Genomic DNA, 14,515 nt, shown 5'->3' with positions numbered 1-14,515 from the left:
TGTCAGGGGTCAGAGTTCGTTGAGATTAAGGCGGATGTACTCAGCGCGTTCGGCAATGGCCTGCCGCTCCTCGTCCTTCATGTCCGCAAGCTGTTTAAAAACAATGCCCAGCCGGGGATTGTGACCCAGACGCGCCTGGTTACGCAAAAAGAAATCCCAGTAAAGCGCATTGAAGGGACACGCCACCTCGCCGGTGCGTTGATTGTGTTGATACCGACATCCCTGACAGTAGTTACTCATCTTATGGATGTAAGACGCGCTTGAAACATAAGGCTTACTGGCCAGTAAACCGCCATCGCCAAACTGGCTCATGCCGAGAGTATTGGGCAATTCTACCCACTCAAACGCATCAATATAAACGCCCAGATACCATTCATGTACCGCCTGCGGCGAGAGACCGCCGAGCAGGCTAAAATTCCCGATAATCATCAGGCGCTGGATATGGTGGGCGTAAGCCTCAGTGAGCGACTGTCCAATGGCGTGCGCCAGGCAGCGCATTTGCGTCTTGCCCGTCCAGAACCACTCCGGCAGCGGGGTGTGCTGCTCTAACGCATTCAGCTCCCGATAGCCCGGCATTTGCGACCAGTAGATCCCGCGCACATACTCCCGCCAGCCAAGAATTTGCCGGATGAACCCTTCGACAGCAGGCAACGGCGCATCACCCGAGCGCCATGCCTGCTCGGCGGCGGCAACCACTTCCCGGGGATTGAGCATTTTAGTGTTCAGCGCAAATGAAATTAAAGAGTGGAAAAGAAAAGGTTCTTCCGTGTGCATTGCATCCTGCCAGTTACCAAACTGGGGCAGGACGTGCGAAATAAACGCATCCAGCCGGGCTTTAGCTTCAGCGCGGTCGACTGGCCAGCGAAAAGTGTTGGCCCGCGGTTCGCCAAAGGTGCGTACGCCGCAGCGTTGGATCTCTTCCCATAATGCTGAGCGATCGTGGCAGATGCGAGAGTCATCCGGAGCAGGCGGTTCACCGGACCAGCGCTTGCGGTTTTCAGCATCGAAATTCCATTTCCCCCCTTCTGGCTCGCCTTCCGGAGTCAACAGCACGCCATGCTGACGACGCATTTCCCGGTAAAAATATTCCATTCGCCAGCTTTTACGCGATGCAAAGAACGCGCTCACCTGCTCCCGGGAGGTGAAAAAATGCTCGCTGCTGACGCAGGTCGTTTCGACGGTCGCCGTTTTCGCCCACGCCTGCAACTGCGCATCAAGACGCCATTCATCAGGCTCCTGCCACATCACCCTGCCAGCATGGTAATGTGCGATAAGCGCGTTGAGATTATCTTCCAGCGTGCCGCGGTTTGAACCCTCAGAGAGCCGGACATACCTTACCCGATGCCCCTTCTCTTTTAACTCAGCGGCAAACGCGCGCATGGCCGCGAAGATAGCGATGATTTTCTGAGCGTGATGAAGGACATACGCGGTTTCCGCCCGCAGTTCCAGCATCACGTAAATGACATTCGGGCTACAGGTATCAAACCAGCTGTGATGTGGATTGAGCTGATCGCCCAGAATCAGGCGTAGTTCGGTCAACGGTGGCTCCTGCGACAGCGCTCAGAACAGTATTTGACCTCATCCCAGCATTTCGCCCACTTCTTGCGCCACGTCATGGGCCGCTGGCAGTGCACACACGCCCGACTGGGCAGGTTCTGCTTGTTACCTTTGAAATCACTCATCTTTTCAATACCGGACTGATTTATTCACTCGGGCTGCGGATAAAGGCTACGACAGACATCACAAAATGAAGGTGATGCCTGCAAAGCGCTACCCACTGCTCTGTACGAAATGATAGTTTATTCAGGCTGGAAGTGTAGAAATAAGCCATTTTCTGGCATCTTAACTGAACCTGACTTTCCCATTTTTGTTCAAGTGACGAGTTTGCGAGCAAAGCGATGATTAAGTGGCCCTGGAAAACGAATGAGGCTGGCCGGGATATGGCGCTGCCGTGGGATGACGCGCTGGCGATCCCTGTTCTGGCGAATCTCCAGCCGGACGAACAGTCAAAACTGGTTCAGCTGGCGGATCGTTTTTTGCAGCAAAAACGCCTGGTTCCTCTGCAGGGCTTCGAGCTGGATCCCCTGAAAAACGCGCGTATCGCCCTGCTTTTCTGCCTGCCGGTGCTTGAACTGGGTATCGAGTGGCTGGACGGCTTCCACGAAGTGCTGATCTACCCGGCGCCCTTCATCGTCGACGATGAGTGGGAGGATGACATCGGCCTGGTACACAACCAGCGGGTGGTACAGTCCGGGCAAAGCTGGCAGCAAGGGCCGATTATCCTGAACTGGCTCGACATTCAGGACTCGTTCGACGCGTCAGGCTTTAATCTGATCATTCATGAAGTGGCGCATAAGCTGGATACCCGCAACGGCGACCGCGCCAGCGGTGTTCCGCTGATCCCGCTGCGTGAAGTCGCAGGATGGGAGCACGATCTGCATGCGGCGATGGATAACATCCAGGACGAGATCGATCTCGTGGGCGAAAGTGCCGCCAGCATTGATGCCTACGCGGCGACCGACCCCGCAGAGTGCTTCGCGGTGCTTTCAGAGTACTTCTTCAGCGCCCCCGAACTCTTCGCCCCGCGTTTCCCGGCGCTATGGCAGCGTTTTACCCAGTTTTATCAGCAGGATCCGCTTAAGCGTCTGCGTCAAAATGAGGCGGTCGGCCCTTCCCCTCACCAGGTACATTAATTTTTTTCGACAGGGGTGCGCCCGGTTAACCGTACCCCGATGCTCAGTACGAAAAACAGCAACGCCATTCCCCCTGCCGCCATCGTTAAATACTGCTCACCGAAAAAGCGCGTGACTACGGGCACCAGCAGCGCGCTGATGCCGTAGCCTAACGTATGGCTGGTGGCGATCGCGCCCGCGCCTTTCCCCGTGGTCAGCCGATCGTTCAACAGTAGCTGATAGCCCGGTGTAGCCATCGCCGCGCCGAGCGAGGTGACAGCAATTCCCACGTAGAACAGCGCCAGCCCGGCAATACACATCAACCCAAGTCCTGCCACCATCGATACCGCCGCCATACAGAGCAACGTCAGCGGGCTGAAGTGCTGCGGGCGAACAATCAAAAATTGCGCCGCGAGCGTGGCCAGCGCGGCCAGGCTCAGCAGGAGCGCAACATGGTGGCTGATCTCACGGGCGTTGCCCTCCAGCAAGGGGCTGAGATGCGGCGTGAGGCCAAGCTGCATCAGGCTCACCAGCGCCGCCAGCAGCATCGCCAGCAGCAGGAACGGCAGCATAGAGACCTGCAGACGGGTCGCCTGATGCGCCACCGGCGGCAGCGGAGGGTCTGCCACTTCTCTCAGCACCAGCAGCAGAGCGATAAACGGCGCAATCGCCATGAGCCAGAGCGGTGCCACCGGGTTAATGCTGAGCATCAATGCTGCCAGCGGTGGCCCCAGCAGACGGCCGCAGCTCAGGCCGGAGCTGATGGTGGCCAGCGCCGCCATGCGTTTGTCCAGCCCCGCACGCTGAATAGCCCAGGTCTGGGCGGCAGGCACCATCCCCGACACGGTTAAACCGTAGAGCAGGCGCGAAAAGATCAGCCCCGCCAGCCCCCAGCTGCTCTGGAGCAACCCGGCCGCCATTGCCCAGACCACCACGGCCATCACGGCGAAGCTGGCAAGATAGCCGCTGAGCGAGGCCACCATCACGACCTTACAGCCGCGTCGCTCGCTCTGACGCCCCCACCAGGGCGATGCCGGTAAAAAAAGCATGGAGCCGAACATTAACAGCCCGGCCCAGACCGAGAGCGACAGCCCGGTCAGGTTCACCAGCTGCGGGAGCATGACCAGCAAACCGTTCTGCCCGATGCCCAATAAACCTGCACAGAGTGCCAGCGGCCAGTTGGCTTTAGAGGTGACGTTTTCAGTCAGCGTTTCTGAATTAGCGCGCATGAGAATGTGAACATAGTGTCAATAAATGTGTGGAAATTATGAAGTTTATGAAAACAAATATTGCAAAAATGGTTGCGAGTGTAAATAGAATGAATATCATAACGAGAATTATTATCAATCATGGAATGAGGTACATCTATGCGTACTCTGCCCCGCTCCGCCGGTACAGACGTTGCGGCCCAGTGTTTTTTAAACGCCCTGCTGCGCGAAACGACGGACTGGCGCTATCTCCCCGCAGCCGCTGCGGATGAGCTGGCGCATATTCATATCCCGCTTTCTCCCGCTCAGGCCCTGCGGGTTCCGGTACGCTATTTCTCCCCCACCCAGCACCATCAGTACTGTTTCCCGGCAATGCTTATCCAGAGCGATAGCGACTGCGGTGACGCCGTCACATATACCCAACTGGTTGATTTACTTCTTGAAAAACCATCAGTAAAAGGCGTTCTTGATGCCGATACGCTGGCGCGTTTTAAGCAACGCGTGCTGGAAAGTCATGCGCATACCTGGCAGGCGATCGACCTGCGCCACAGCTGGTCCACGCTGCGTGATAAACCGCTGACGTTTGCTGAAGCAGAACAGGCGCTGCTGGTCGGCCACGCATTTCACCCGGCACCGAAGTCGCACGAGCCATTCAACGAAACCGAAGCGCGACGCTATCTGCCTGATTTTGCCTCCCGTTTCCCGCTGCGCTGGTTTGCCGTTGAGAGCACGCGCATTGCTGGTGACAGCCTGAACGTCTCCCTGCGCGAACGTCTGCTGCGCTTCGCCGCCCAGAGCGCGCCTGAGCTGCTCGGCCACTTCACCGACACGCGCTGGCTGTTGCCTATGCACCCATGGCAGGCAGAGCATCTGCTGGGTCAGGCCTGGTGCCAGCGTCTGGTGGAAAACGGTTCATTGCAGGATCTGGGCGAAGCGGGCGCACAGTGGCTGCCCACCAGCTCGTCCCGCTCGCTGTACTGCGAATCCAACAGCGACATGATTAAATTCTCCCTCAGCGTGCGCCTGACCAATTCCGTCCGCACGCTGTCGGTGAAAGAAGTTAAGCGCGGGATGCGCCTGGCGCGCCTGGCGAAAACGGAACGCTGGCAAACGCTTCAGGCACGCTACCCGACGATGCGCGTGATGCAGGAAGATGGCTGGGCGGGGTTGCGTGACGAAAACGGCGTGGTGCAGGAAGAGAGCCTGATGGCCCTGCGCGTCAATCTGCTGTTTGACACGCCGGACACGCAGACCAACGTGCTGGTCAGCCTGACCCAGGCTGCCCCGGATGGCGGTGACAGCCTGCTGGCTGCGGCAGTGCGTCGTCTGAGCCAGCGTCTGGATTTACCCCTCGCTCAGGCCGCACGCTGCTGGCTGGACGCCTATTGCGACCGCGTGTTACTTCCCCTGTTCAGCGCCGAGGCGGACTACGGCCTGGTGCTGCTCGCCCACCAGCAAAATATCCTGGTTGAGATGCAGCAGGATTTCCCCGTCGGGCTTATCTACCGTGACTGCCAGGGCAGCGCCTGGACCGAAGGAGCCGACGGGTGGCTGAAAGAGGCGGGTGAAACTGACGTGGAAAACCGCTTCGGTGAGAGCCAGCTGCTGCGCTACTTCCCTTACTACCTGCTGCTGAACTCCACCCTTGCGGTGACTGCCGCCCTTGCCGCCGCCGGTTTCGACAGTGAAGAGCGCCTGATGGCGCGCGTACGTGACGCGCTGGTCGCGCTGCGCCGTACGGCGATGCAGACCCGCTGCCTTGACTACGTGCTGGACAGCCCGACCTGGAACTGCAAAGGCAACTTCTTCTGTTATCTGCACGATCGCAACGAAAACACCATCGCCGATCCGGCGGTGATCTATTTCGACTTTAGCAACCCGTTCTACAAGGAGAAGGCGTAATGGCCATCGCGAATATCGTCCATTCTGGCTTCGGCTTTCGCTGCACCGCAACGGATACCGCGCTGCCGCTGACGTTAGGTCTCGACGGCAGCGCGGTGCTGGAGCGTCTCGGGGCTATCCCGGCGGGCTGGCTGGTGGAAGCGCTGGATCAGCTGTTTGTCGCCGCCCCCGCGCTGACCGGCATTACGCTGCCGTGGGCAACCTGGCAGGATGAACCTCAGGCAAAGGCGCTGTTTAGCCTGGCCCACGGGGATTACCTGGCGCGTGAAACCTTCTGGCAATTTCCGCTCTGGCTGAAAGGCGAACGACCGCAGGCGAGCAACGGTATGCAGTTTGATGAGAGCCGTCAGCTGTACTTCCCGCAGCGCCCTCGCCGCCCGCAGGGTGAGGTGTATCGCCGTTACGATCCGCAAATTAAACGCACGCTGAGCTTCCGCGTGGCCGACGTGGCGCTGGACGGCGAACGATTCACGCAATGGATGAACAACCCGCGCGTGAACGCCTTCTGGGAGATGGCCGGCCCGCAGGCCGAACAGGAAAACTATCTGCGCCGTCAGCTTGACTCGACGTACTGCTACCCGGTTATCGGCTGCTTCGACGACCAGCCGTTCGGCTACTTTGAACTCTACTGGGCGCCAGAAGACCGCATTGGCCGCCACTACCGCTGGCAGCCGTTCGACCGCGGGCTGCATATGCTGGTGGGCGAAGAGCGCTGGCGCGGCGCGCAGTACATCCGCAGCTGGCTGCGCGGTCTGAGCCACTACCTGTATCTGGATGAACCGCGCACGACGCGCATTGTGGCCGAGCCGCGCTTCGACAACCAACGCCTGTTCCGCCACCTGGCGTCCGCCGGTTTCGACACCGCAAAAGAGTTCGACTTCCCGCACAAGCGCTCGCGCCTGATCGTGAGCGAGCGTCACCGCTTCTTCCATGAGGTGGAACTGTGAACGCGCTCTGGCAGAAAGTAAACCGCGAGATGGTGGCGAAGATCCTCGCCGAACTGGAATACGAACGTACCCTGCGCGCTGAGTGGGTTTCGTCGGACGGCTGGCGCATTACCATGGGCTCGGAGTCCTGGCAGTTTCGCGCCACACGCGGGATCTGGGGCTGGCTGCATATCGATCCTGATACCCTGACCACCGCCAGCGGCGCCGCCGTGGAAGCGGAAAGCGCGCTGCTGCAGCTGGCGACCGTGCTGGAGATGAGCGACGCGCAAACGGCGGAGCATATGGAAGATCTTTACGCCACGCTGCGCGGTGATATTCAGCTGCTCCAGGCGCGTGAAGCGCTGGATGCCGACGCGCTGATCCACCTCGACCCGGATGAATTACAGTGTCTGATGAGCGGTCATCCTAAGTTTATTTTCAACAAAGGCCGCCGCGGATGGGGGCTGGATGCCCTGCATCAGTACGCGCCTGAGTATCGCGGACGTTTTCGTCTGCACTGGGTTGCCGTTCAGCGTGAACACCTGGTCTGGAGCAGCGACGCCGATTGCGACATTCAGAATCTGCTTGCCAGTACCATGGACAACGCCGAGCGCGTCCGGTTTGAGCATCGCTGGCAGGCGCTGGGGCTCGACGAAAGCTGGCTGCCCGTGCCGCTACACCCGTGGCAGTGGCAGCAGAAAATTGCCATTCACTTCCTGGCGCAGCTTTCGCGTGGTGAGATGGTGGAGCTGGGCGAGTTTGGCGATGAATATCTGGCGCAGCAGTCCCTGCGCACGCTCACCAACGCCAGCCGTCGCGCGCCGTTTGACATCAAGCTGCCGCTGACCATCTATAACACCTCCTGCTATCGCGGCATTCCGGGCAAATACATTGCCGCCGGGCCGCTGGCCTCACGCTGGCTGCAGCAGCAGTTCGCCTCTGACGCCACGCTGATTCGCTGCGGCGCGCAGGTACTGGGTGAACCCGCCGCCGGATATCTGTCGCATCCGGGCTATGCCGCATTACCGAAAGCGCCCTACCGCTATCAGGAGATGCTGGGGGTGATCTGGCGCGAGAATCCGTCCTGTTATTTAGAAGACGGTGAACAGGCGGTGCTGATGGCGGCGCTGATGGAAACCGATAACGTCGGGCGTCCGCTGATCGACGCGTGGATTAAACGCTCGGGGCTAAGCGCCGACGCGTGGCTGGAAAAGCTGTTTGAGGCAACGGTGATCCCGTTCTATCACCTGCTCTGCCGCTATGGCGTGGCGCTGATCGCCCACGGCCAGAACGTGACGCTGGTGATGAAAAACTACGTGCCGCAGCGCATCCTGCTGAAGGATTTCCAGGGTGATATGCGTCTGGTGGACGAAGATTTCCCGCAGGCGCAGAGCCTGCCGGCGCAGGTGAAGGACGTTACGGCACGTCTGAGCGCGGATTACATCATCCACGACCTGCAAACCGGCAACTTTGTAACGGTGCTGCGCTTTATCTCGCGTCTCACCCTGCAATGCGGCGTGAGCGAAATCCGTTTCTATCAAGTCCTGGCGGGGGTATTGCGCCGGTATATGGCTGCGCACCCCGAGCTTGCGGAACGTTTCGCGATGTTCGACCTGTTTAAGCCGCAAATTATTCGCGTGATCCTCAACCCGGTCAAACTGACCTTCTCCGAGCATGACGGCGGCAGCCGCATGCTGCCGAACTACGTTACCGACCTTGATAACCCTCTTTTTCTGGCCTCCCGGGAGTCAGCGCAATGAAAACCTATGATTTCATCGGCATTGGTATTGGCCCGTTTAACCTCAGCATCGCCGCCCTGGCAGAAGGGCTGGACGGTTTTAGCTCGCTGTTCCTTGAGCGCAAGCCGCACTTCTCCTGGCACCCGGGGATGATGGTGCCGGACTGCCACATGCAGACCAGCTTCCTGAAGGATCTGGTCAGCGCCGTGGAGCCGACCAACCGCCACAGCTTCCTGAACTACCTGGTGCAGCGTAAAAAGTTCTACCGCTTCCTGACCACCGAACAGCGCACGGTGTCTCGCGAAGAGTTTGCCGATTACCTGTGCTGGGCGGCAGAAAACCTCACCAACCTCACCTTCAGCCAGCAGGTGCAGCAGGTGAGCTTTGATGAGACACGCGGTCTGTTTGAGGTGATGACCCAGCGGGATCGGTTCCTTGCCCGCCACGTCTGCGTGGGGATTGGCAAACAGATTAACCTCCCGGATTGCGTGACGGTGCAGGACGACACCTGTTTCCACGCCAGCGAGATGATGCTGCGCACGCCAAATTTAGCGGGCAAGCGCGTGACCGTCGTCGGTGGCGGCCAGAGCGGTGCCGACCTGTTCTTAAATATCTTCCGCGGGGAATGGGGCCAGCCGCTAAGCCTGAACTGGGTGTCGCGCCGTAACAATTATAACGCGCTGGATGAAGCCGCCTTCGCCAACGAGTACTTCACGCCCGAGTATGTGGACAGCTTCTCCACGCTCGGCGAAGAGACCCGTCGTCAGATGCTGCACGAGCAGAAGATGACCTCTGACGGTATTACCACCGAGTCCCTGCTGGCAATTTACCGCGCCATGTATCACCGCTTTGAGGTGCTGCGTGAAAAACCGTGGGCGCACCTTCTGCCGTCCCGCTCGGTGACGTCACTGGCGCGTCAGGAAAACGGTCAACGTCTGAGCATACAGCATCATCTCGACGGCGGTCGCGAACAGCTGGATACCGACGTGGTGATCTTTGCCACCGGCTATCGCGCCGTGCAGCCTGCGTTCCTTGCCCCGCTGTCTCACCGCCTGCATCTGGATGCGGATGAAGCCTTCTGCATCAACAACGATTTCACCCTCGAATGGGACGGCCCGCAGAGCAACCGCCTGTTTGCCGTCAATGCCGGGATGCACCGTCTCGGCATTGCTGAACCCCAGCTCAGCCTGATGGCCTGGCGTGCCGCACGCATTCTTAACCGCGCGCATCCTGACGAGCCATTTGAGCTGGCTACCACACCCGGCGTTATCCACTGGCGCACCACCGCCAGCCAGGACAGCAGCCCGGTTTTTAACGCGTTAGAGAAAACGACCGAGTACTGACACACACAATCAGGATCAACATAACAATGAAACGTTCTCATCTTTGGGTTTTAAATCCTTGCTTGCTTGCAATGCTTTCTACCTCTGCGTGGGCGGAAGAACAAAAGGAAGAAAATATCGTGGTCTCCGCCAGCCGTGCACACCGCAGCGTGGCCGAGATGGCGCAGACCACGTGGGTTATTGAACGGTCTGAAATTGAGCAGCAGGTTCAGGGCGGAAAGGAGATTAAAGAAGTCCTGGCGCAGCTGATCCCGGGCATGGACGTCAGCAGCCAGGGGCGTACCAACTACGGTATGAACCTGCGCGGCCGCTCGATGATGGTGATGGTGGACGGCGTGCGCCTGAACTCCTCCCGCAGCGACAGCCGCCAGCTCGACTCCATCGATCCGTTCAACATTGACCGTATCGAAGTGATCTCCGGCGCCACGTCCCTCTACGGCGGCGGCAGCACCGGCGGCCTGGTGAACATCGTCACCAAAAAAGGCCAGCCGGAGACCGAAGTTGAGTTCCAGACCGGAGCAAAAAGCGGCTTTAACAGCCACAACGACCACGATGAGAACGTGTCGGCGGCGGTCAGCGGCGGCAACGACAACGCCTCGGGTCGTCTGTCGGTGTCGTATCAGCGTTACGGCGGCTGGTATGACGGCAACGGCGACGAGGTGATCATTGATAACACCCAGACCGGCTTACAGTATTCCGACCGTATTGATGTGATGGGGACCGGCACCCTCAACATTGATGAACACCAGCAGCTTCAGCTCACGACGCAGTACTATAAGAGCGAGTCCGACGGCAAGCATGGCCTGTACCTCGGGAAAAACTTCTCGGCGGTCACGGGCGATGCGACTGCCTATAACAAAGGTAATCTCGATTCTGACCGTATACCGGGTACCGAGCGTCATCTGATTAACCTGCAATACTCCAATACCGACTTCTGGGGCCAGGATCTGGTTGCACAGATTTACTATCGTGACGAAAGCCTGACCTACTACCCCTTCCCGACCCTGACCAAAGGCGTCGTGAGCAGCATCGGTGCGTCGCAGCAGAAAACCGATTTTTACGGCGGCAAGCTGACGCTGAACAGCAAACCGATGGATGATTTAACCCTGACCTGGGGTGTGGATGCCGACCATGAAACCTTCGATGCCAATCAGCAGTTCTTTGATCTGAGCAAAGCAGCGGCGAGCGGCGGCATGGAGCTCGATAACGCCTATAACGTGGGCCGCTACCCGGGTTACAGCATTACCAACCTCGCCCCGTTCCTGCAGGCCAGCTACGACATTGACGCCATCACCCTGAGCGGCGGCGTGCGCTACCAGTACACCGAAAACAAGGTGGACGATTTTGTGGGTTACGCCCAGCAGCAGGCCATTGCAACCGGGAAAGCCACCTCCGCAGACGCGGTGCCGGGCGGGAAAACCGATTACAACAACTTCCTGTTTAACGCCGGGATCCTCGGTCGTCTGACCGAACAGCAGCAGCTGTGGTTTAACTTCTCCCAGGGCTTTGAAATCCCGGATCTGGCGAAGTACTACGGTTCCGGGACTTATCAGCTCAGCAACGGTCACTATCGCCTGCTGAACAGCGTGAACGTGAACGACTCGACGCTTGACGGCATCAAGGTCAACGCTTACGAGCTGGGCTGGCGCTACACCGGCGATAACCTGCGTACCCAGGTCGCGGCGTATTACTCGCTCTCGGACAAAACGATCACCATCAACAAGACGGACATGACCATCAACCTCGAAGACGACAAGCGTCGTATCTACGGGATTGAAGGCCAGGTGGACTATTTCTTCACCGACAGCGACTGGAGCACGGGCGCGAACTTTAACGCCATTAAGTCTGAAACCCGCGAAAACGGCAAATGGGAGAAGCTGACGGTCGACAGCGCCAGCCCGTCTAAAGCCAGCGCATGGGTCAACTGGGCGCCGGGCGACTGGACCCTGCGCGTGCAGAGCACGCAGACCTTTGACGTGTCAGATGCGGACGGCAAGAAGATCGATGGCTATAACACGGTCGACTTCCTGGGCAGCTACGCCCTGCCGGTGGGTAAAGTGAGCTTCAGCGTGGAAAACGTGCTGGACAAAGACTACACCACCGCCTGGGGTCAGCGCGCGCCGGGGCTGTATAGCCCAACCTACGGTGCACCAGGTCTGTATACCTATAAAGGCCGTGGCCGTACGTTTGGTCTGAACTACTCCGTACTGTTCTAATCCTGCGCGCCGCCTGCGGGCGGCGCAATTTGCTGCGTAATTTCAGCGCGAATTTGCTATAAAATCAGCGATTTGCTGAAATTGTCGGCAAACGAACGAAAAGTACGTTTTCCCCCTTTGACAAGACGAACTGAGGTCGCTACCATGCGCCTCGTTCACACGATTCCTCTGTAGTTCAGTCGGTAGAACGGCGGACTGTTAATCCGTATGTCACTGGTTCGAGTCCAGTCAGAGGAGCCAAATTTGAAAAGCCTGCTTTTAGAGCAGGCTTTTTGCTTTTCTGTTAGCCGTTACTTTCCACAGTCCCTGTCAACTGACGCCAGGCCGCCACTTCCTCATCCAGCCACTCACTAAAGAGAGCCACCTCCGGTTTCGCTTCCGTTAACTGCGATGTCACCAGCCAGTAAGGCCAGGGATAAGGTGCAGTGAAAGGGGTAAGCTGGACCAGTTCGCCCCGGGTGATGGCATCCTGTACCAGAGAGCGACGTTCCAGCGCGATACCTTTACCGAGTCTGACAGCCTCAAGGACTAAATTTGAGTCGTTAATGCATAACCCGCCGGGCACAATATCTTTTTCCAGTCCCGCATTGAAACACCAGGTTTTCCACGACTCCATGGAGAATATGATTTTACTCTTTGCCACCTCTGCTGGCGTTGCCGGGAGGATGCCGCCGTTATAACCGGGTGCTGCAACCACAATCAGTTCATCTGAAAACAGATAATGGCAGTCGCTTCCTTCCCAGTTACCTTTCCCCATGCGTATCGCCACATCTATCCCTTCCTGCTGCATGCTGGTGATCGTCAGACTGGCCTGGATCCGCAGCGTGATGTGTGGATATTTTTCCCGAAACCGCTCCAGACGCGGCAACAACCAGTGACAACCAAAAGACGGCACCATCGCCAGCGTCAGTTCCAGTATTCTCGGTTTCACCTGCACTAACCGGGTAGCATCTGCGATATGATTCAGCGCTTCGCGCACCTGTAACGCGTAGAGACGCCCCTCTTCGTTGATCTGCACCCCTCGCCCATGACGGATAAACAGCTTCACCCCCACCATTTCCTCCAGCACTTTAATCTGCTGGCTGATGGCGGAATGGGTAACGTGAAGCTCTTTCGCCGCAAGCGTTACGCTGCCAAGGCGAGCCACAGCTTCAAAACTACGCAAACTTGCGATAGGTGGAAAATCCGACATGAAACCACTCCCTCATAGACTGAATCTGATAAACGCTAACCGGCCAATCTGTCAGTAATACTAACTCAGGCCGTAAGATACTGATGATATTCGCCATAACGAATTTATTGTAATGTCTGTTTATCATCTTCAATGAAGCGTTTTTTCACACAGACAGGAAAACTGGAATCATGATAAAGCTGATTGGCATGATGGATTCTCCTTATGTACGCCGCGTGGCGGTCTCCCTGGAACTTTATGGCGTTGCGTTTGAAAGCCAGCCGTTGTCCGTATTCAGCACATTTGAGGAATTTTCCCGGATTAACCCTGCGGTAAAAGCGCCAACGCTGGTTCTGGAGAATGGAACACGTCTGATGGACTCGTCTCTCATACTGAATTATTTTGAGGCTCAGGCCGCGCCTGAACGGAGACTCCTGCCCGTGACGCCGGATGCACTGGCGAACGATCTCCAGACGCTGGGCTTTATCCTCGCCGCCGCGGAGAAAGCTGTGCAAAATGTGTACGAACACAACCTGCGCCCGGCGGAGAAACAACATAATCCGTGGATAGAACGTATTACCGTCCAGCTGCTGGCTGCCTGTCGGGAATGGAACGCGCTGCTGGAAGCCCGTCCGGAAAATGCGGTGGCCGATCAGGTTGCTGTCACCAGTACGGTTATCTGGACATTTATTCAGTCAATGATCCCTCACGTCGTTAACGCCGGGGATTTTAAAAAGATTCAGGCGGTTGCCGACGTTTTCGAAAACCAGGCGGCATTTAAAAAATACCCTTTTAGTTAACGCTTCGCTCGGCGTGTTATGGGGCTTTTCAGCCCCTTTTTTTTAGGCAGGAATCGACAGACCCGCGGTGGTGGCATAGCGACCGTTGAAAAAGATGAGCGGTTCACCTTCAGTATGTAACGAATCCACCACCTCACCGATGAATATCCAGTGATCGCCACCGTCTACCTGACGCCACATTTTACATTCAAGATGCGCGAGTGCCCCGTCAATCAAAGGCAGTTTAAAGCCGCTGACCCGGTGGTCTACGCGATGAAATTTGTCGCTCCCCGCGCTGGCAAAAATATCGCTAACCTGATGCTGATGGCCCGACAGGACATTTATCGCAAAGGCGTCCGCCTCCAGAAAATGCTGAGCGTACCAGGATTGCTTGCGCAGGCTCCAGAGCACCAGCGGGGGTTCCAGGGAGACGGTGTTAAAGCTGCTGATGGTTAGCCCATGGAAATTGTTATCTTTATCCATCATGGTCACGACACACACGCCAGTTGCGAATTGACCAAATACATTCCGTAATGTTCGGCTATCAAACTGCGCCATA

12 protein-coding genes and 1 tRNA gene are annotated in these 14,515 nt (G+C 57.6%); 8 read left to right on the top strand and 5 right to left on the bottom strand.

Features of this window, described 5'->3' with window-relative positions; translation table 11 throughout:
- Positions 1 to 9: 9 nt before the first annotated feature.
- On the bottom strand, positions 10 to 1,539 hold the full coding sequence (locus O1723_RS07910) for a cryptochrome/photolyase family protein (protein ID WP_014884424.1): 1,530 nt from the start codon (positions 1,537 to 1,539) through the stop codon (positions 10 to 12).
- Complete coding sequence (locus tag O1723_RS07905) at positions 1,536 to 1,682, bottom strand: DUF2256 domain-containing protein (protein ID WP_014884425.1); 147 nt, start codon at positions 1,680 to 1,682, stop codon at positions 1,536 to 1,538. Before O1723_RS07905 ends, O1723_RS07910 begins: the two co-directional genes overlap by 4 nt.
- Before the next feature lie 216 nt (positions 1,683 to 1,898).
- On the opposite strand from O1723_RS07905, the gene mtfA reads away from it, so the two are divergent.
- The gene (gene mtfA, locus O1723_RS07900) at positions 1,899 to 2,693 is read left to right on the top strand and encodes a DgsA anti-repressor MtfA (RefSeq protein ID WP_014884426.1); all 795 of its coding nucleotides are present in this window, start codon (positions 1,899 to 1,901) and stop codon (positions 2,691 to 2,693) included.
- Here the strand turns inward: mtfA and O1723_RS07895 are convergent.
- On the bottom strand, positions 2,690 to 3,901 hold the full coding sequence (locus O1723_RS07895) for an MFS transporter (RefSeq protein WP_014884427.1): 1,212 nt from the start codon (positions 3,899 to 3,901) through the stop codon (positions 2,690 to 2,692). The genes mtfA and O1723_RS07895 overlap by 4 nt on opposite strands.
- Positions 3,902 to 4,039: 138 nt before the next feature.
- Here O1723_RS07895 and O1723_RS07890 point away from each other — a divergent pair, with 138 nt between their 5' ends.
- The 6 genes from O1723_RS07890 to O1723_RS07865 all read left to right on the top strand — a co-directional run bounded on the left by O1723_RS07890 (position 4,040) and on the right by O1723_RS07865 (position 12,246).
- Entirely contained in the window at positions 4,040 to 5,782 is a 1,743-nt protein-coding gene (locus tag O1723_RS07890) for an IucA/IucC family protein (RefSeq protein ID WP_248190819.1), read from the top strand.
- Entirely contained in the window at positions 5,782 to 6,729 is a 948-nt protein-coding gene (locus O1723_RS07885; RefSeq protein WP_014884429.1) for a GNAT family N-acetyltransferase, read from the top strand. The genes O1723_RS07890 and O1723_RS07885 overlap by 1 nt, the downstream gene beginning before the upstream one ends.
- Positions 6,726 to 8,468, top strand: a complete 1,743-nt coding sequence (gene iucC / locus O1723_RS07880; RefSeq protein ID WP_023337486.1) for an IucA/IucC family protein — start codon at positions 6,726 to 6,728, stop codon at positions 8,466 to 8,468. Before O1723_RS07885 ends, iucC begins: the two co-directional genes overlap by 4 nt.
- Complete coding sequence (locus O1723_RS07875; protein WP_023337487.1) at positions 8,465 to 9,790, top strand: lysine N(6)-hydroxylase/L-ornithine N(5)-oxygenase family protein; 1,326 nt, start codon at positions 8,465 to 8,467, stop codon at positions 9,788 to 9,790. Before iucC ends, O1723_RS07875 begins: the two co-directional genes overlap by 4 nt.
- A 26-nt stretch (positions 9,791 to 9,816) precedes the next feature.
- Positions 9,817 to 12,006, top strand: coding sequence for a TonB-dependent siderophore receptor (locus O1723_RS07870; RefSeq protein ID WP_023330840.1), 2,190 nt, complete (start codon positions 9,817 to 9,819; stop codon positions 12,004 to 12,006).
- A 164-nt stretch (positions 12,007 to 12,170) separates the two neighbouring features.
- Positions 12,171 to 12,246, top strand: a tRNA-Asn gene (locus O1723_RS07865).
- Between the two features lie 43 nt (positions 12,247 to 12,289).
- Here O1723_RS07865 and O1723_RS07860 read toward each other — a convergent pair.
- A complete protein-coding gene (locus O1723_RS07860; protein WP_023337496.1) occupies positions 12,290 to 13,198 on the bottom strand; it encodes a LysR substrate-binding domain-containing protein in 909 nt (302 codons plus the stop codon).
- A 170-nt stretch (positions 13,199 to 13,368) separates the two neighbouring features.
- Between O1723_RS07860 and O1723_RS07855 the strand changes: the two genes are divergently transcribed.
- Positions 13,369 to 13,977: a glutathione S-transferase family protein gene (locus O1723_RS07855; RefSeq protein ID WP_014884434.1), complete on the top strand. Its 609-nt coding sequence runs from the start codon at positions 13,369 to 13,371 to the stop codon at positions 13,975 to 13,977.
- A 42-nt stretch (positions 13,978 to 14,019) separates the two neighbouring features.
- Here the strand turns inward: O1723_RS07855 and O1723_RS07850 are convergent, their stop codons facing one another.
- Entirely contained in the window at positions 14,020 to 14,514 is a 495-nt protein-coding gene (locus tag O1723_RS07850; protein ID WP_023337497.1) for a flavin reductase family protein, read from the bottom strand.
- Position 14,515 lies beyond the last annotated feature (1 nt).

Source organism: Enterobacter cloacae complex sp. HYC080_NIDB, from assembly GCF_056673325.1.
This window is presented reverse-complemented; position numbering and strand designations above follow the sequence as displayed.